Raw genomic sequence first — 17,504 nt, 5'->3', positions numbered from 1 at the left:
CATCAGGCGGCGATGCGCAGATCCTTGAGCTTGAGGGACAGCCGCCGCTGACCGCGGAAGGTGTCGAAGCTGGCCTGGAAGGCCAGGTCCACCGGGCCCTCGGTGAGCGCCAGCCGGTCCGCCATGCCGAAGCCGATGGCATCCACGGAGGGCGCGTCCACCAGGGCCAGCTTGAGGTGGCCGGCGCCGCCGGACTTGTGCGGGAGCACGCGCGGGCGGGCCACCTGGTGGCGCAGCACGAGCACGGGCTCGGGGTTGCCCTGACCGAAGGGCCCCAGCTTCTGCAGCGCCTCCACGGCGCGCTCGTCCAGCTCCTTCACGCCCACCACCGCGTCCACCTTGCAGCGGGGGATGAGGTCCTCGGGCGTCAGCCGCTGCCGGGCAATGCGCTCGAAGGACTCGCGCAGGGCGGGCAGGTGCCTGGCCTCGATGGTGAGGCCGGCGGCGTGCTTGTGCCCACCGAAGCGGGCGAGCAGGTCCGCGCAGCCGCTGAGCGCGTCGTAGAGGTGGAAGCCCTCGATGCTGCGCGCCGAGCCCTTCCCCACCCCGTCCTTCACGCCCACCATCACGGTGGGCCGGTGGAAGCGCTCCACCACGCGGGAGGCGACGATGCCGATGACGCCCGGGTGCCAGCCCTCGGAGTAGAGGACGAAACCGCGCGCGTGCTCGGCGCGCTCCTCGGCCTGGGCGAGCGCCTCGGTGAGGATGCCGCTTTCAATGCCCTGCCGCTCGGCGTTGGCGCGGTCCAGCACCTGCGCGAGCGAGCGCGCCGCCTCGAGCGTCTCGGAGCACAGCAGCTGCAGGCCGAGCGAGGCGTCATGGAGCCGGCCGGCGGCGTTGATGCGGGGCCCGAGGCGGTAGCCCACCTGCCCGGCGGTGACGGGGCTGTCCGCCTCCAGGCCGGCGACCTCCTTGAGGGCGCGCACACCGTAGCGGCGGCCGGAGGACAGCTCCTGCAGGCCGTGGTGGACGAGGATGCGGTTGGCGCCGGTGAGGGGCACCACGTCGGCCACGGTGGCCATGGCCACCAGGTCCATCAGGGCCTTGAGGTTGGGCTCCTTGCGGGTGGCGAACCAGCCGTCCTCGCGCAGCTTCTTGCGCAGGCCCATGCAGAGGTTGAAGGCCACGCCCGCGGCGCACAGGTGCTTGGTGGGGTACTCGCAGCCGGGCTGGTGCGGGTTGAGCACCGCCACGGCCGGCGGCAGCGTGGGCGGCACCGTGTGGTGATCCACCACCACCACGTCCAGGCCCAGGTCGCGGGCCCGGGAGATCTCCGCCACGGAGGTGACGCCGCAGTCGAGCGTCACCAGCACCCGGGTGCCATCCGCGGCGATCTTCTCCACGGCCTGGAGGTTGAGGCCGTAGCCCTCGTCCAGACGGTGGGGGATGTAGGTGGCCGGCCGCACGCCCAGCTCCCGGAGGAAGAGGTTGAGCAGCGAGGTGGAGCACACGCCGTCCACGTCGTAGTCGCCGTAGAGGGTGATGTGCTCCTTCTCGCGGATGGCGCGGAAGAGCCGGTCCACGGCGGCGGCCATGCCCTTCATGCGGAAGGGATCGGGCAGATCGGCCAGCCTGTCGGACAGGAAGGCCGAGGCGGCCTCGGGGGTGCGCAGGCCGCGGTGCACGAGCACGCGGGCGGAGAGCGGATGCAACCCGAGCTCAGCGGCCAGCGCCGCGGCCTGCTCCTGGGGTACCTCCGGCATCAACCAACGCACGATCGCCTACCCTCCTCGGATGTCCCGCGTGGGGCTCCGGGCCAATACACCGACAGTCTACTTTGGAAGTCTGTCAGAGGAAACCCGACCAGCGGACGAGCGGACGAGCGCTCCTGGGATGCCCTGCCTGCGCACGCGTCGCGCGGGATGAACAGCTTGCGATGCACGGCGGTGAACAAGGAGGGCTGCATGACACGCAGGGGCATCCAGTGGGTGGCGCTGGCGCTGGGGTTGGGAGTGGCGGGTACCGCGATGGCGGAGGACAGGCAAGGAGATGTGAACGTCTTCGTGAATGGAGGCGTCGGCGGGTACACGGGCGACCTGGGCGAGCTGTCGGCGACGGGCCCCACCTGGGGAGCCACCCTCAACCTGCAGCCCTACAAGATGCTGGGCTTCGAGGTGGGCTACGAGGGCTCGAAGAACGACGTGACGGACGACCGCTTCCGGGCCGCGGATGCTCCCTCGTTCATCCGCCATGGCGCCACCTCGCTGGTGAAGGTGTCGCCGCCCTTCGAGAAGATCCGCCCCTTCGTGGGAGCGGGGCTGGGCGTCTCGTACGTGTACGTGCGGGGCGCGGGCACGGGGGACCCGTACAGCTCGGACCTGATGGAGCAGGTGCCGCTGGCGGCGGGCCTCGAGTTCAACTCCGGGGCGCTGACGGCGGGCATCCGCGGCACGTGGCGGGTGCTGGTGGACGACAACTTCGCGGACGGGGCGGTGCCGGGGGACGCGAGCGGCGCGCTGGTGGACGGCACCCTCACGGTGGGTGGCCGCTTCTGAGCCGGTGCCCCTGAAAACCGAAGGCCCTCGTCCCCGCGCGAGCGCGGAGCACGAGGGCCTCGGTGTGAACGGCCGCGTGTGGCTCAGGCCGTCTTGGGCTGGTTCATGCCGGTCTTCTCACGGGCCTGGCGGGCGGCCTCGCGCTCGTCCAGCCAGATGGTGAGCGGGCTGGCGATGTACACGGACGAGTAGGTGCCCACGATGATGCCGATGAGCATCGCGATGGCGAAGTCGCGGATCTCTCCCACGCCGAAGATGATGAGGCCGATGAGGGAGAGGGCCGTGGTGCCGGAGGTGAGGATGGTGCGGGCCAGGGTGTCGTTGACGGCGATGTTGATGACCTCCGCCAGCGGCTTGCCCTTGAACTTGGCCATGTCCTCGCGGATGCGGTCGTAGATGACGATGGTGTCGTTGACCGAGTAGCCGACGATGGTGAGCAGCGCGGCGATGGCGGTGAGGCTGAACTCGGCGCGGCTGACCAGGTAGAAGCCGGCCACCATCACCACGTCGTGGAGCATGGCGAGCAGCGCGCCCGGGCCGAACTTGAAGTCGAACCGGAACGCCACGTAGATGAGGATGGCGATCATCGAGTACAGCAGCGCCATGACGCCGCGGTTGCGCAGCTGCTTGCCGACCTGCGGACCCACGTACTCCGTGCGGCGCATCTCGAAGTCCGGCTTGTCGGCCTGCTGGCCCGTCATGAGCGCGGCGCGGATGCGGTCCGCCATGCCGCTGGCGACGACCTGGTAGTCGAAGCCACCGGACTGAGCGGCGCCCAGCTCGCGCACCTCCTCCACGCCCGTGCCCGTGCCCACCACCGCGTTGCGGATCTGCTCGGCGCTGAGCGCCTGCTCGGAGCGCAGGTTGATGATGCCGTTGGCCAGGTCCGGGTAGATGCTCTTGATGGGGCCCAGCGCCTGGAGGGCCGTCTTGGCCTTGGCCGCGCTCTCCTCGGTGAGCTGGGTGACGCCGCCGAGCCGCAGGAGGAACGAGTTCTCGTCCGCCGAGCCGATGCTCTGCACGGACACGTCGTGCAGCCCACCGGACTCGGCGCGCTTGCGCACGTCCGCTGCGGTGATGTTGTTGTTGAACTTGACCTCGACCACGGTGCCGCCGGCGAAGTCCACGCCGAAGTTGAAGCCCCACACGGCGATGCCCACCAGGATGAGCAGGTTGATGGCCGTGGAGATGAAGATGGCGGGCTTGCGCTTGCCGATGAAGTCGAAGTGCGTCTTGTTCTTGAGGATCTGCATCTGCGTTCCCCGGGCTAGACGGACACCGTCTGCGCGTTACGGCCGTGGACGACGTAGGTCATCATGACCCGCGTCACGAGAATGGACGTGAAGAGCGACGCCAGCAGGCCGATGATGAGCGTGGTGGCGAAGCCGCGGATGGGGCCCGTACCCGTGAAGAAGAGCACGAAGCCGGCGATGAGCGCGGTGACGTGGGCGTCGAAGATGGTCCAGAAGGCGCGGTCGTAGCCCTGATCCACCGCCATGCGGGCCGTCTTGCCGTGGCTGAGCTCCTCGCGGATGCGCTCGTTGATGAGCACGTTGGCATCCACCGCGATCCCCAGCGTCAGCACGAAGCCGGCGATGCCCGGCAGGGTGAGCGTGGCGTTGAAGAGCGCCAGGCCGCCGAGGATGAGCATGCCGTTGAGGATGAGCGCCACGTCCGCGATGAGGCCCGCGCCCTTGTAGTACAGCGCCATGAAGGCGACCACGAGCGCCAGACCGACGGCGGCGGCCAGACCGCCCTTGCGGATGAGCTCGTCACCCAGCGAGGCACCCACCTGGCGGATCTCACCGGTGGTGACGGGGGCCGGCAGCGCGCCCGCCTTGAGGGCCAGGGCCAGCGTCTGGGCGTCGGCGAGCCACACGTCCAGGGGACGGCCACCCGAGCGGCCCATGGTGATGCGGGCGCGGCCACCGCCGATGCGCTCGTTGATGCGCGGGGCGGACTGCACGTAGTCGTCCAGCACGATGGCCATGCGCCGGCCGGTGCCCTTCTCGGTGAGCTGCTCGAACTCGCGAGCGCCGGCCGCGTCGAAGCTGACGTTGACCTCCGGCTCGTTGAGCTGGCTGAGGTTGGCGTCCGCGCCCGTCAGGCTCTCGCCGGTGAGCGGCACGTCCTTCTCCACCAGGTAGGTGCGGTAGCTGTCGCACACGCCCTTCTTCGTCGCGCTGGGGATGCACTCGAGCAGCACCTGGCGGTCCGCGGGCGTCTTGGGCTGCACGTAGGCCAGCAGCGCCTCGCGGTTGGGGCCCATCAGCTGCGGGAAGCCCTCGGAGGTGTCCAGGGTGATGTTGCTGCCCTCGGGCGGCGGCGTCTGGGTGAAGGTCTGCCGGAAGAAGTCGGTGGAGTCATCCACCATGCGGAACTCGAGCTGCGCCGTGGTGCCCACCAGCTCCTTGGCCTGCTCCGGGTCATTGCGGCCCGGCAGGGAGATCTGGATGGCGTCGGTGCCCAGCTTGCGCACGTCCACCTCGGCCACGCCCCACTTGTCGATGCGGCGGCGGATGACGAGCATCGCCTGGTCCACGGCCTCCTCGCGGAAGCGGTTCACCTGGCCCTCGTCCGGGGTGAGCACCAGCGTGGCGCCATCGCGCGACACCTTGACGAAGTCGGTGAAGGTGGCGAGCACCTCCTTCTCGATGGCGTCCATGGTGTTGGGGTCCGCGGCCGTCAGCGACAGGCGCAGGGCCTCGGGATCCGTGTTCACGGTCACCTGGCCCAGCTGCTTGTCGTTGATGTAGCGGGCGATCTGATCACCCCGGCGCTCGGTGCGCTTCTGCAGCGCCGTCTTGGTGTCCACCCGCATCACCATGTGGATACCGCCCTGGAGGTCCAACCCCAGGTTGATGCGGTACTTGGCGGGGGGAGCCCACTTGGGCATCCGCTGCTCGAGCAGGGTGAGGTTGTTGCGATCCGCCCTGTCGAGCACGAACAGCGAATAATAGGAGGGGACGAGGAGCCACACGGTCAACAGCGTCACGCCAATGACCAGGCCCAGCCTCCAGTACCAGCCGCGATCCATTACTTCTCCTCCTTCTTATCTTCGATCTTGGCGGCAGGGGCGGGCTCACCCGCCGTCGCATACCTGCCGGCCACGGAAGTCTTGAGCACGCGCATGCGCACCCCGGTGGCCACTTCGAGTGTGACCTCGCGCTCCGACACCACGTGAATGCGCCCGATCAGCCCGCCCCGGGTGATGACCTCATCGCCCTTCTTCAGGCCGGCCACGAGCTCGCGGTGCTCCTTGAGCTGCTTGTTCTGCGGCCGGATCATGACGAAGTACATGATCACGAACAGGCCGATGAAGAGCACGATGCTGGGCACGGCGCTCTGGCCGCCCGCCGCCTGGGCCAGGATCAGAAAGCTGTCTGCCACAAACCGCCTCGTCTCGAGAGAGGGTTCCGCCCACGCCGCCGTCCACCACTGGACAACGGACAAACCGGAAAGGGGGGCCTTCTAGCAGCAGGCACACACCCCGGGCAAGTGAACGGCGAGGAGTCCCCGGCCTTTCCGTACCGCGTCAAGCCCGTTTGCCTTCCTCCTGGCCTTGTGCTGCCCCGGAGGGAGGTGCCGTCCGGCACGCTGGAAAAGCCCCGGCGGACCCCAGGAACCGGCCGTCTGGACGGCCGCCGGGATGTACCGCTGGCACCTACTTCGAGCGGGTGCGCTCGGACTCCTGGGCCCGGGCCTTGTCGCGGAAGTCCCGGGCGAAGGCGGTGTACCGGTCCTCGGCGATGGCCTGGCGCACGTCCTTCATGAGGGTGAGGAAGTAGTGGAGGTTGTGCAGGGTGTTGAGCCGCATGGCGAGGATCTCGCCCGCCACGAAGAGGTGGCGCAGGTAGGCGCGGCTGAAGTTGCGGCAGGTGTAGCAGGAGCAGGCGGGGTCCGCGGGCCGGGGATCCTTGGCGTAGGTGGCGTTGCGGATGACGACCTTGCCCTCGGAGGTGAAGAGCAGGCCGTTGCGCGCGCAGCGGGTGGGCAGCACGCAGTCGAACATGTCCACCCCGTGCTCCACGCAGGTGACCAGGTCCACGGGGGTACCCACGCCCATGAGGTAACGCGGCTTGTCACGGGGGAGGAGCGGGGCGGAGAAGGCCACGCCCTCGTGCATGGCCTCGGGGGTCTCCCCCACGGAGTAGCCGCCGAGCGCGTAACCGGGCAGGTCCACCGCGCACACATCCTCGGCGTGGGACTTGCGCAGGTTCTTGTCGAGGCCGCCCTGGACGATGCCGAAGAGCGAGGAGCGCTCGCGGCTCCAGGCCTTCACGCACCGCTGCAGCCAGCGCGTGGTGCGCGCCAGGGACTTCTCCAGGTAGGCCCGGTCCTCGGTGGAGGGCGGGCACTCGTCAAAGGCCATGATGATGTCGGCGCCGAGCGTCTCTTGAATCTCGATGGAGCGCTCGGGCGTCAGGAGGATGTGGCGCCCGTCCAGGTGGGACTGGAAGGCGGCGCCCTCCTCGGTGATTTTCCGCTTCTCGGCGAGGCTGAAGACCTGGAAGCCGCCGCTGTCGGTGAGCATGGGGCGGTCCCAGGAGATGAAGCGGTGCAGGCCGCCCATCTCCCCCACCAGGTCGTCTCCGGGCCGGAGCATCAGGTGGTAGGTGTTGCCGAGGATGATTTGAGCATCGAGGGTGAGCAGATCATCCGGCCCCACGCCCTTGACGCTGCCCACGGTGCCCACGGGCATGAAGATGGGGGTCTCGATGAGACCGTGGGGGGTGTGCAGGCGGCCCCGGCGGGCGCGCGAGCCCGAGGCGTCCTCGTGCAACAGCTCGTAGCGCACCAGACTCGGCGGGACGCGGGTGTCACCCTTCTCCTTGCGCGGCTCTGCCATGGCGTCGTATCTCCTACTCCGTCACCAACATCGCGTCGCCGTACGAGAAGAACCGGTAGCCGGCGGCGACCGCCTCCCGGTAGGCCGCCAGGGTCTGCTCGCGGCCGAGCAGCGCGCTCACCAGCACCACCAGCGTGGAGCGCGGGAGGTGGAAGTTGGTGAGCAGCACGTCCACCTGCCGGAAGCGGAAGCCGGGGCGGATGAAGAGGGTCGTCTCGCCCGTGTCGGCGCGCAGGGTGCCCGAGTCCGGGTCCGTCGCGGCCTCGAGGGTGCGCACCACGGTGGTGCCCACCGCCACCACGCGGCGGCCCTCGGCCTTGGCGGCGTTCACCGCCCGGGCGGTGGCCTCGGGGACGAAGTAGCGCTCCGGGTGCATGTGGTGCTTCTCGAGGTTGTCCTCGCGCACGGGGAGGAAGGTGCCGGGCCCCACGTCGAGCGTCACCTCGACGCGGTGGATGCCCCGGGCCGCGAGGGCGTCGAAGGTGGCCTGGGTGAAGTGCAGCCCGGCGGTGGGAGCGGCCACCGCGCCCGAGGCCCGCGCGTACACGGTCTGGTAGCGCTCGGCGTCGGCGGCCTCGGGGGCGCGGGTGATGTAGGGGGGCAGCGGGAGGCGGCCGGCCTTGTCCAGCAGCTCCGCGAGCGAGGTGCCCGGCGCGGCGTGGAAGCGCACCCGGTACTCCCCTCCTCCGAGCGCCTCCAGCACCTCGGCCTCGAGGCCCTCGGGGAAGGAGACGCGGGCGCCGGGCTTGAGGCCCTTGGAGGCCTGGCCGAGGCAGATCCACTCGAGGGCCTCGGTGGCGCCGCCGAGGGCCTGCGAGGTGAGCGTGGGGGCCGAGGGGCGGACGACGAGGAGCTCCACGCGGCCGCCGCTGCCCACCTTGCTTCCGAGCAGGCGGGCGGGGATGACGCGGGCGTCGTTGACGACGAGGAGGTCGCCTTCGCGCAACAGACCGGGCAGGTCGGAGAAGTGGCGGTGCTCGCGGGCGCCCGAGGAGCGGCTCACCACCAGGAGGCGGGAGGCATCGCGGGACGCGAGGGGGGCCTGGGCGATCTGCGCCTCGGGGAGTTCGAAGTCGTAGTCGGAGAGCTGGGAGGACACGGAGGGGCGCTTGTAACAGCCCGGGCGCCTCGACGAAACGGGATGTGTCAGTAGAGCTGCTGGAGCTCGGTTCCCGGGTAGTAGTGCAGGAGGATGTCGCGGTAGGAGAGGCCCTCGTCGGCGAGCGCCTTGGCGCCCCACTGGCAGAAGCCGGCGCCATGGCCGTAGCCGCGGCCGGAGAAGTGCCAGCCGCCGCCGGAGCGCTCCACGTCGAAGTCGAGGCTCTTGAGCTTCGTGTAGCCGAGCTTGCGCCGGAACGCCGCCCCATCGAGCGAGAGGCCCCCGGTGGTGGCCACGCGGTTCACCCGGTCGGTGGAGGTGCGGGAGGTGACATGGAAGCCCTCGGGGGACTGGCCGAGGGCGGCCTGCAGCTCCGAGTCGGAGACGGTGACGCTCCAGCGGCTGGCGGGGAGGCCGCCGCACGGGCAGTCCACGGCCTGGAGGTAGGGGAGATTGCGCTGGAGGGCATCCTGGCCGGACTCGGTGCGGCCGCCGCAGGAGGCGTGGAAGTAGGCCTCGATGGGGGCGAGCTCGTAGGTGAGCACCTCGCCGCGGGTGGCCTGGACGGCGGCGAGGGAGCGCGGGTCCTCGCGGTTGACGCCGCCGTAGACCTGGTGGAGTACGCTGCTGCCCATGTGGAAGGGGCTGCCGTAGGTCTCGAGCTTCTTCTGGAGGGCGTAGGTGCGAGCGGCGACGGCCTGGGCCTTGAGGGCCTCGGGGGGGAAGGAGACGGGCATCTCGCTGCCGAGCACGGCGGCGAGGTAGTCCTCGAGGGGGATGACGTTGATGAGCTGGAGGCCGTCCTTGTAGAGGCGCACGACGACATCGCCGCGGACCTGCATGTCACCGGCGCGGAGGGGCGAGGAGCCGGGGACACCGGCGTCGCGAGCCTCCTGGCCGGCGCGGAAGCGGACGGCGTTGCCCATGACGGGGGCGCCATTGAGCTCCAGACGGGAGCCGCGGCGGCGCACGGTGGCGCTGTCCTGGTCGAGGGGCGAGAAGCGGGCGTCCTCGGAATCGGAGGCGAAGGAGAGGCCCTTGCCACTCACGCGCACCTGGCCCTGGGAGTCGCCCATGGCGATGCGCATGGTCTCCACGGCGAGGGCGCGGAGCGGCGAGAGCAGGAGCAGGAGGAGTGCAACAGGACGCAACATGGCCTCGAGTGTAGGGGGTGGTGCTCATGGCTCAAGAAATCGGCCGGCGGATGTCGGAGAATGAGGCCCCCGTGTCCCCTGCCCCCGACGTCTCCCACCTGTCGACCGCCGAGCTCGTCGCGGCGCTGCGAGCACTGCCATATCGCCAGACGGCCTTTCTCCTGACGCGGCTGGTCCAGGACCGCTCGACGCGGGAGAGCGCGCTCTTCTACGGCATCACGCTGGAAGCCTTCTGCGTGCACCTGTTGCGAGCGGGGCTGGCGTTGACCCGGGCGGCGGTCCTGCCCTGCCGGGAGCCGGAGAACGAGGCGGAGGAGGACGTCTGGTCGCGAGCGCTGGCCGAGGCCTTGGAGCGCGAGGCGGCGGCGGTACCCGGGGCGCTGACGGAGACGGTGGCGCTGTGCCGGAGGCTGCGGGCGTTGGGGCGGGAGGTGGCGGCGGCGCTCGAGGCAGCCGAGCGCGAGCAGGAGGAGTCACCGAAGGGACGGCGGGAGGATGTGCTGAGAAGGCTGGCGGTGGCGGTGCTGCTGGTGCTGACGGCATTCCTGTACTGCAACCGCCCCGAGGAGGCGCCGGAGCGGCGTGTCCAACCGCGGTCCCTGGAGCGCCGAGGGCCTGGACGGAGGGGGAGGTGGGGCATAAGGGAGGGGGATGCGCATCGCGAACCTTGCCCTGCTCACGCTGGCCCTGGTGGGTTGTCCCAAGCAGGTGGACACCCGGGTAGCCGGCTCGGACGATGACCAGCTGACCACCTACGAGGCGCGGCTCGAGGAGCTGCGGGCTCGGGGCTCGGCGGGAGAGCTGTCCTGTGCGGACCAGTGCACGCTGTCCACGCAGACATGCGACGTAGCAGAGGCCCTGTGTGGTGTCGTGGCCCTCAATCCGGATCGAGCGGATCTGCCACCGAGATGCGCACGGGCAAGAGAGTCCTGCGCGGAAAAAACGGACAACTGCACGCGCTGCCGGACCCGCTAGAAGAAACCAGCCCCCCGCCACCAACAAACCCCTGCGCCAACTTCGACCCACCGCGCCAACTCCTCCCTCGCCCTCCGGGAGAGGGTCGGGGTGAGGGTGCCACGCATCCCGGGTTCCCACCGTGAACGCGAGCCCCCGAGCCCCACCGGATTACCCGTGGACCCCGGACCTCCCATACGATGGAAGGGCCCATCCAGGAGTGCCCATGTCCCGCCGTCTGTCCGTGCTGTTGCTGTCGACCTGGCTCATGACGCCGAACCTCGTGTTGGCGGAGGATCTCACCCCCGAGCAACTGGCGCGCATCCGCCGGGCCGAGAAGGCGGCGGTGGACAAGGTGAACGCGACGCACGGCAACAAGAAGTCCTCGGAGCTGAGCAACGAGGAGCGCCGGCAGATCATCCGGGAGCAGCAGGAGGCGTCGCGGAAGGTGATGGAGGAGAACGGCGTGTCGCCGAAGGACTACGCGCGCCAGTCAGCGAAGATGGGCCCGAAGCAGAACGAGCAGGTGGCGGCGGCGGAGAAGGCGCTGGAGGCGCAGGAGAAGGCGGCGGGTGCGGCGAAGCCCTCCGCGGACAAGGAGCCCGGGGAGATCCAGGTCCAGGAGGGGTTCAGCGAGGACAACCCGGTGATGATGGAGGAGCAGGAGGGAGCGCCGCCGGTGGTGGAGCACGGCCTGCCGGCGGGAGAGGAAGGCCCGTCCGAGCCCTCCGGGGCGCAGTGAGCGCCCTGCCCTATCCCCAGCGCCGGGCCTGCCACACGGAGTCATAGGGGCAGGAGCAGTCGGTCTCTTCGGGCTCGGGGTAGGCGTAGCGCTCGCCCTTGTAGTTGCGGAAGACGGTCTCGTGCTCGCCGCGCTCCAGGACGTAGTCGGGCTGGAGGGTCACCTTGCCGCCGCCGCCGGGGAGGTCCACGGCGAGGTGGGGAACGGCGAGCCCGGTGGTGTAGCCGCGCAGCTGCTGGATGATCTCCATGCCCTTGGAGATGGGGGTGCGCAGGTGCTCGCAGCCCTGGGCCACGTCCATCTGGTGGAGGTAGTAGGGGCGGACGCGGATGCGCAGCAGGGCGTGGGAGAGCTCGCGGATGATGCGGGCATCCGAGTTGAGCTGGCGCATGAGGACGGCCTGGTTCTCCACGGGGACGCCGTGGTCCACGAGCCGCTCGCAGGCCTCGCGGGCCTCGGGAGTCACTTCCTTCGGGTGGTTGAAGTGGGTGACGACGTAGACGGGGGCGTAGCGACGCAGGAGCCGGGCCAGCGAGTCGGTGACGCGCATGGGCAGGCACACGGGCACACGCGTCCCGATGCGCACCATCTCCACGTGGGGAATCTCATGGAGCGGGGCGAGCAGCTCCTCCAGCCGCTCCTCGGAGAGGAGGAACGGATCTCCGCCGGAGATGAGGACGTCACGGACTTCGGGGTGGCGGCGGATGTACTCGAGGCCGCGGCGCATCTGCTCCTTGGTGAGCTCGGCCTCACCGCCCTTGGTGATGCGGCGGCGGGTGCAGTGGCGGCAGTAGACGGAGCAGGTATCGAGCGCGAGGAAGAGGACGCGGTCCGGGTACTTGTGGACGATGGCCTCCTCGGGCCGGGTCTTGTCCTCGCCGAGCGGGTCCGCGAGCTCACCGGGGCGGATGCGGGCCTCGGCGCGGACGGGGATGGACTGCATCCGGATGGGGCAGAACGGATGGTCGCGGTCGATGAGGGACAGGTAGTACGGGCTGATGCCGATGCGGAACAGCTCGGAGGTCTCCTGCACGCCGGCGCGCTCGTCGGGGGTGAGGAGGACGTACTTCTCCAACTGCGCGAGGTTGCGCACGGCGTGGCGCTGGTGCCAGCGCCAGTCGGACCACTCGGCGTCGGTGGCGTCGGGAAAGAGGGAGCGGCGCCCGGCCTCGGAGGCCGGACGCGCGGGGGCGCCCTTGGAGGGCGGCACTGGGGGGAGCATCACGCCGCCTTGGCCTGATCACGCCACCACTGCTGACCGGACTCGGGCAGCGTGTAGATCGGGTCGAAGTACTCGTACTTGCGCGAGAGGGCGTCGGGGTCGTTGCCCTCGATGCCGGTGCGGTAGTTCTTGGTCCAGTAGGAGATGCCGCGCTCGTGGTCGTACTCGGCGACCTGGTGGATCCACCGCTTCCCGACGAAGGGCACGTCGCAGACGATGCGCGGGGTGGCGAAGCCGGGCATGTACCCCATGATGTCGTGCTGGAGCTTCTGGGCCTCGGCCACGCTGAGCCGCCAGTGCTCCGAGTTGGGGATCATGTCGCACATGTAGAAGTAGTACGGGAGGATCTTCGCGTGATCGAGCAGGGTGAAGCACAGCTCGAGGAGATCCTTGGGGGTGCTGTTGACGCCGCGCAGGAGGACGCCCTGGTTGCGCACGTCGCGGAAGCCCATGTCGAGCAGCTTGCGCACGGCCTTGCCCACGAGGGGGGTGAGCTGGCGGGCGTTGTTGACGTGGGTGTGGAGCGCGAGGTCCACGCCGCGCTCATTGGCCTTCTTGGCGAGCCGCTCCATCCCCTGGAGGACGGAGTCCTGGAGGAAGTGCTGGGGGATGGCCATGAGGCCCTTGGAGGCCAGGCGGATGTCGCGGATGTTGGGGATGTCGAGCAGGGCGCTGACGAAGGGCTCGAGGGCCTGGATGGGGAGGTTGGCGATGTCGCCGCCGCTGACGACCACGTCGCGGACGGTGGGCGTCCGGCGCAGGTAGTCGAGCATCGCCTCGTAGCGCTCCTTCTGGCCGAGGTTGAAGCGGTGCTTCTGGACCTGGGGGACGTCATTGCCCACGAGGTCCATGCGGGTGCAGTGGCCGCAGTACTGGGGGCAGGTGGGGAGCATCTCCGCCAGCACCTTGGTGGGGTAGCGGTGGGTGAGCCCCTCGACGGCCCACATCTCGGCCTCGTGGAGGCTGTCGCGGCTGGCCTTGGGGTGGTTGGGCCACTCGGGGTGCCGGTCGTCGAAGGCGGGGAGCATGTAACGGCGGACCGGGTCGTTCCACAGGTCCGTCTCGTCCATGGTGTTGAGCATCTGGGGCGGGACGAGGATGGACATCGTCGCCCGCTCCTGCTGGTCGCGCTCCATGCTGGCCAGGAGGTCATCCGGCAGGAAGTGGCCGAGGGCGGCCTTGAGCTCCTTGAGGTTCTTGACGGTGTGCTTGCGCTGCCACACGGAGCTCTCCCACTCGGCCTGGGAGACGTCCTTGTAGCCGGGGAGGCGACGCCAGTCGGGCTCCACGAACTCACGGCGGAGCGGATAGGAGAAGGGCTGCTGCGCGGGGCCAGCGGAGGCGGCCTTGCCGCGGATCGGCGTCGTCGTCATGGCGATCCACCTTGAAGGGGAACCAGGGCCCGGAAACCGGGAACCCGGATGGAAGCCCCTCTTTACCCAACACGGGAAAGAGGGCAACCAATGCGTGATTACTCGAGGGGGATGTTGATGAGCTTGGCCACATCCCCCTCGGAGATGGTGACCTTCTGGGGCTTGCTCTGTTTACCGCCGAGCTTGAAGACGACGGTGCGGCTGCCTACCGGCAGGAGGAGCGGATTACCAAGTGCCACAGGGGTCTGACGGCCGGTGTTCTTGCCGTCCACCCAGATCTGGGCACCGGGAGGGCGGGAGCTGCAGGCGAGCTTGCCCTTGGCCACGGAGCGGGAAGACCGGGTGCTCTTCTCCGGGGAGGACTTGGAGACGGTGCGCTCCGGGCGCTCGGGGGCGGGCTCCTCCTTCTCGAGCTCGAAGGGCACCTGCACCTCGGTGTCGCCCTCGGAGCGGAACTTGCCGGAGTAGCGCTTGAAGCCGGCGCGAGTGACGGTGAAGGCGTAGGTCTTGCCGATGGTGAGGTTGGCGAGCTTCGCGTCGGGCGTCTTGCCCACGCGCTTGCCGGCCACCTCGATCTCCGCGCCGGAATCTCCCACGAACACGGCCGCGAACGTGGTGGGCTTGGGTGGTTCCTCGGCCGCGGGCGGAGTGCCCGTCCCCTGCTCCGGAGTCGAGCCCGTCGCGGACGCGGTCTGCGGGGCCGGGTCCTGAGCGGGAGCACTCGGCTCGGTCTGGGAGTCGGACGGAGTCCCCGCCGAGGTACCCGTTCCCGTGCCGGTCCCGGTCCCGGTGGCGCTGGCGACCTGGGTATCGGTGGCCGCGGGCTTCTCGGGCTGATCGGGTGGAGGCTCGGCCTCCAGCGACACGCTCAGCACCTGGGCGCGCTGGCCCTTGGTGACGGTGACGGACTGCTCCGCGCGCAGATGACCTGGGGCGGTGGCGGTGAGCTTGTGAACGCCCGCGGGGAGCTCGATGACCTGGTTCTGCGCGACCGGCTGGCCGTCGATCCGGACCTCCGCGCCCTGGGCGGGCTGGACGGAGATCATCACGCTGCCGGTGTTGGGCCCGGAGAACAACACGACACCCAGCATCACGAACACGAGCAGCACGGCGCCCGCGGCGATGCCGATCATGGCCTTGGGAGGCAGCTTCTTGCCGGCCACGGCGGCGCGAGGAGCCTTCTTCTGGGGCGGGGGCTTCGACTTCTGGGGAGCGGGCTCCTGAGCCTCCTCCGGGATGGCGACAGGGCCGGTGGTCTCCTCTTCCTGGGGATCGTCCACCTCCCCCGGCGAGTGCTGCTCGCCATACTCGTCCTGAGACTCCTCGGACAGGTGCTGCTCGTCCTGCTCGAGCTCGTCGTGGGAGGAGTCCTGCTGCTCCTGCTCCAGGGTCAGCCGCCTGCGATGACCGGTGGGCATCGGGCTGAGCATGGTGCTCCCCGATTCAACCTGCCCCACGCGGGTGGCATTGGGCTCCTGAGGCTCCGGACGTGCCGTGGGAGCAGGTCCAACAACGGTAGCGCCCGCGTAGCCCTCCCCTTCCTCATCGCCAATGACCACCTGCTGCCGGCCACCGCGGCCGCGAGCGGAGGGCGGCGAGTTGTCATCCCCGGAGGGGTAGTTCGTCTCACCCGTCAGGCTGTCGTCGACCAGCACGCTCGAAGAGGCCGCCGGGCCGGAGGCTCCCGGCCGGGGAACCACGAGGGAAGGATCGAAGATCTGCGTCTTGTCTCCCGCGCCATCGAGTTCCGCCAGCTCCTCATCGGTCGCGGGAGGCACATGGCCGCTGCTCACCGCGGGTTGAGCGGGAGCCGTGGGCGAGCGTCCGACGGGCATCGCGGGGAGGGACTGCTGCCGGCGTGGCGCGCGGGGGGACAGCTCACCCGTCACACCCGTGGCCTCGAGCTGTTCCGGACGCTCGATGGAGGCGTAGCGCTCCATCTTCTCGGCCTCGCGGACGATGTCCTCGGCGAAGGCCTCCTTCATGTAGGCCGAGAGGTGCTTGGACGAGTAGATGGCATCGCCAGCCAGGAGGAAGCGCATCAGATCCTCCTGGAGATCCGATGCCCACTGGTAGCGGTCCTCCACATCACGGGCGAGGGCCTTCATCAGGACCTTCTCGAGTCCCGCCGGGATGTTGGGATTGAACTGCCGAGGCATGGGCACGTCGGCGTTGCGGACCTTCTCCAGGGTGGAGAAGTCCGACTCGCCCACGAAGAGCCGCTCGCCCGTCAACATCTCGTAGAGGATGACGCCCACGGCGAAGACGTCGCTGCGGCGATCGATGGGCAGGCCACGGACCTGCTCCGGGCTCATGTAGCCGAACTTGCCCTTGAGGATACCGGCCTGCGTCTTCTGCGACCGGTTCGCCGCCTTGGCGATACCGAAGTCGATGATCTTCACCTCGCCTTCGTACGAGATGAGGATGTTCTGCGGAGAGACGTCGCGGTGGATGATGCCCAGGTCCTGCCCGCGCGCATCCTTCTTGCGGTGCGCGTAGTCGAGGCCCTCGCACATCTTCGAGGCGACGAAGACGGCCTGGGCCGTGGGCATGATCTCCTTGCGCCGCCGGTAGCGCTCCAGGAGCGTGCGCAGATCCCGCCCGGCCACGTACTCCATGGCGATGAAGTAGGTGTCCTCGTGCTTGCCGAGCTCGTCGATGCGCACGACGTTGGCGTGGTTCAGCTCGACGCTGATCCGTGCCTCGTCGATGAACATCGTGATGAACTCTTCGTCCTCCGCCATCGTCGGGAGGATCTTCTTGATGGCGAGGATCCGCTCGAACCCTTCGACGCCGAAGGCCTTGGCCGTGAAGACCTCCGCCATGCCGCCAACGTTGATGCGCTCGAGGAGGAGGTACTTCCCAAATGAGGTCGGCTTCTTCATTGCGTGGATCCGCCCGCACCCGGAAGGCCACAGCTCCACTCGGGGGAGAGCAGTGGGTGGAAAACCGGACGAATCCGGGACTTTAGACGGAGCACGGACGGGGAGTCAAACCACCCTGAATGGCGGATTCCTCAAGAGTTCCAGCCACTTGGGTCATTCGCCCCGTCTCGGAAGGTCTGCCGCGAGAGTGGCGACCGTTTGCTGCGCCTGGATGCTCTCGGAGTAACTGCCGGACAGTGCCCGGTGAAGCCGTACGGAGTACCAGGCAGCAGCCCGCAAAGGCGAAGGCCCCGAGCTCTCACGTGGTGTGAGGACTCGGGGCCTTCAAAAAAATCCGGCAGCGACCTACTCTCCCGCGCGGTTTCCCGCGGAGTACCATCGGCTCTGGAGGGCTTAACTTCCGTGTTCGGGATGGGAACGGGTGGGACCCCTCCGACATTGCCACCGGAAAGCTGTGACTTAGTACATACAAAGGGTAGTTTTCAATTTCTAGCTGGAGAAGCTGGTGCCTTCTTCCGGGCCCGGCGCCGCTCTGTGGAGCGCGCTCGGGGCCTCGACCTTGGACTCGAATCCCCTACTCCCTCCCCGTGGGGGGTGGAGCTCGTGAGAGATTGAGGTAAAGTAAGCCGCACGACCAATTAGTACCGGTTAGCTCAACGCGTTACCGCGCTTACACACCCGGCCTATCAACGTCGTAGTCTTCGACGGGTCTTCAGGGGCTTGCGCCCGGG

Annotated in this window: 13 protein-coding genes and 2 rRNA genes; 3 read left to right on the top strand and 12 right to left on the bottom strand. The window is 69.1% G+C overall.

The annotated features are described in order from the left end of the window. Positions 1-2: 2 nt before the first annotated feature. Positions 3-1,715 (bottom strand): single-stranded-DNA-specific exonuclease RecJ, encoded by a 1,713-nt coding sequence (gene recJ, locus VFZ09_RS16385; RefSeq protein WP_329728517.1) that lies wholly within the window; start codon positions 1,713-1,715, stop codon positions 3-5. A 189-nt stretch (positions 1,716-1,904) separates the two neighbouring features. On the opposite strand from recJ, the gene VFZ09_RS16380 reads away from it, so the two are divergent. After that, on the top strand, positions 1,905-2,495 hold the full coding sequence (locus tag VFZ09_RS16380; RefSeq protein WP_329728516.1) for a hypothetical protein: 591 nt from the start codon (positions 1,905-1,907) through the stop codon (positions 2,493-2,495). 83 nt (positions 2,496-2,578) lie between these two features. Here VFZ09_RS16380 and secF read toward each other — a convergent pair whose 3' ends face one another. The 6 genes from secF to VFZ09_RS16350 all read right to left on the bottom strand — a co-directional run bounded on the left by secF (position 2,579) and on the right by VFZ09_RS16350 (position 9,597). Continuing rightward, entirely contained in the window at positions 2,579-3,748 is a 1,170-nt protein-coding gene (gene secF / locus VFZ09_RS16375; RefSeq protein WP_329728515.1) for a protein translocase subunit SecF, read from the bottom strand. Positions 3,749-3,762: 14 nt separating this feature from the next. Further along, on the bottom strand, positions 3,763-5,532 hold the full coding sequence (gene secD, locus VFZ09_RS16370; RefSeq protein WP_329728514.1) for a protein translocase subunit SecD: 1,770 nt from the start codon (positions 5,530-5,532) through the stop codon (positions 3,763-3,765). Continuing rightward, positions 5,532-5,885: a preprotein translocase subunit YajC gene (gene yajC / locus VFZ09_RS16365; protein ID WP_329728513.1), complete on the bottom strand. Its 354-nt coding sequence runs from the start codon at positions 5,883-5,885 to the stop codon at positions 5,532-5,534. The genes secD and yajC overlap by 1 nt, the downstream gene beginning before the upstream one ends. A 274-nt stretch (positions 5,886-6,159) precedes the next feature. Continuing rightward, the gene (gene tgt / locus VFZ09_RS16360; protein WP_329728512.1) at positions 6,160-7,344 is read right to left on the bottom strand and encodes a tRNA guanosine(34) transglycosylase Tgt; all 1,185 of its coding nucleotides are present in this window, start codon (positions 7,342-7,344) and stop codon (positions 6,160-6,162) included. A gap of 13 nt (positions 7,345-7,357) precedes the next feature. Further along, positions 7,358-8,443: a tRNA preQ1(34) S-adenosylmethionine ribosyltransferase-isomerase QueA gene (queA, locus tag VFZ09_RS16355; protein ID WP_329728511.1), complete on the bottom strand. Its 1,086-nt coding sequence runs from the start codon at positions 8,441-8,443 to the stop codon at positions 7,358-7,360. A 47-nt stretch (positions 8,444-8,490) separates the two neighbouring features. Further along, positions 8,491-9,597 (bottom strand): SpoIID/LytB domain-containing protein, encoded by a 1,107-nt coding sequence (locus VFZ09_RS16350; RefSeq protein ID WP_329728510.1) that lies wholly within the window; start codon positions 9,595-9,597, stop codon positions 8,491-8,493. A gap of 26 nt (positions 9,598-9,623) precedes the next feature. Here VFZ09_RS16350 and VFZ09_RS16345 point away from each other — a divergent pair, with 26 nt between their 5' ends. Both VFZ09_RS16345 and VFZ09_RS16340 read left to right on the top strand, forming a co-directional pair. Further along, complete coding sequence (locus VFZ09_RS16345) at positions 9,624-10,337, top strand: hypothetical protein (RefSeq protein ID WP_329728509.1); 714 nt, start codon at positions 9,624-9,626, stop codon at positions 10,335-10,337. A gap of 440 nt (positions 10,338-10,777) precedes the next feature. Further along, the gene (locus tag VFZ09_RS16340) at positions 10,778-11,293 is read left to right on the top strand and encodes a hypothetical protein (protein WP_329728508.1); all 516 of its coding nucleotides are present in this window, start codon (positions 10,778-10,780) and stop codon (positions 11,291-11,293) included. A gap of 10 nt (positions 11,294-11,303) precedes the next feature. On the opposite strand, the gene VFZ09_RS16335 is transcribed toward VFZ09_RS16340, so the two are convergent. The 5 genes from VFZ09_RS16335 to VFZ09_RS16315 form a co-directional block, all read right to left on the bottom strand. Next, positions 11,304-12,515 (bottom strand): KamA family radical SAM protein, encoded by a 1,212-nt coding sequence (locus VFZ09_RS16335; protein WP_329728507.1) that lies wholly within the window; start codon positions 12,513-12,515, stop codon positions 11,304-11,306. Next, entirely contained in the window at positions 12,515-13,888 is a 1,374-nt protein-coding gene (locus VFZ09_RS16330; protein WP_329728506.1) for a lysine 2,3-aminomutase, read from the bottom strand. Before VFZ09_RS16330 ends, VFZ09_RS16335 begins: the two co-directional genes overlap by 1 nt. 98 nt (positions 13,889-13,986) lie before the next feature. Continuing rightward, entirely contained in the window at positions 13,987-16,773 is a 2,787-nt protein-coding gene (locus VFZ09_RS16325) for a serine/threonine protein kinase (protein WP_329728505.1), read from the bottom strand. A 332-nt stretch (positions 16,774-17,105) separates the two neighbouring features. Further along, a 5S ribosomal RNA gene (gene rrf, locus VFZ09_RS16320) occupies positions 17,106-17,222 on the bottom strand. 168 nt (positions 17,223-17,390) lie between these two features. Further along, positions 17,391-17,504 (bottom strand): 23S ribosomal RNA (locus VFZ09_RS16315); the annotation flags it as partial.

This window comes from Archangium sp., from assembly GCF_036277355.1.
Taxonomy (GTDB): Bacteria; Myxococcota; Myxococcia; order Myxococcales; family Myxococcaceae; genus Archangium.
The sequence above is the reverse complement of the archived record's forward strand: the minus strand, read 5'-3'. Positions and strand labels throughout refer to the sequence as shown.

What these genes read in the sequence shown, in the direction of transcription:
- VFZ09_RS16380 (WP_329728516.1), top strand. Translation starts at nt 1,905, where the DNA reads ATGACACGCAGGGGCATCCAGTGGGTGGCGCTGGCGCTGGGGTTGGGA.
- secF (WP_329728515.1), bottom strand. Translation starts at nt 3,748, where the DNA reads ATGCAGATCCTCAAGAACAAGACGCACTTCGACTTCATCGGCAAGCGC.
- secD (WP_329728514.1), bottom strand. Translation starts at nt 5,532, where the DNA reads ATGGATCGCGGCTGGTACTGGAGGCTGGGCCTGGTCATTGGCGTGACG.
- tgt (WP_329728512.1), bottom strand. Translation starts at nt 7,344, where the DNA reads ATGGCAGAGCCGCGCAAGGAGAAGGGTGACACCCGCGTCCCGCCGAGT.
- VFZ09_RS16350 (WP_329728510.1), bottom strand. Translation starts at nt 9,597, where the DNA reads ATGTTGCGTCCTGTTGCACTCCTCCTGCTCCTGCTCTCGCCGCTCCGC.
- VFZ09_RS16345 (WP_329728509.1), top strand. Translation starts at nt 9,624, where the DNA reads ATGGCTCAAGAAATCGGCCGGCGGATGTCGGAGAATGAGGCCCCCGTG.
- VFZ09_RS16340 (WP_329728508.1), top strand. Translation starts at nt 10,778, where the DNA reads ATGTCCCGCCGTCTGTCCGTGCTGTTGCTGTCGACCTGGCTCATGACG.
- VFZ09_RS16335 (WP_329728507.1), bottom strand. Translation starts at nt 12,515, where the DNA reads ATGCTCCCCCCAGTGCCGCCCTCCAAGGGCGCCCCCGCGCGTCCGGCC.
- VFZ09_RS16330 (WP_329728506.1), bottom strand. Translation starts at nt 13,888, where the DNA reads ATGACGACGACGCCGATCCGCGGCAAGGCCGCCTCCGCTGGCCCCGCG.
- VFZ09_RS16325 (WP_329728505.1), bottom strand. Translation starts at nt 16,773, where the DNA reads ATGAAGAAGCCGACCTCATTTGGGAAGTACCTCCTCCTCGAGCGCATC.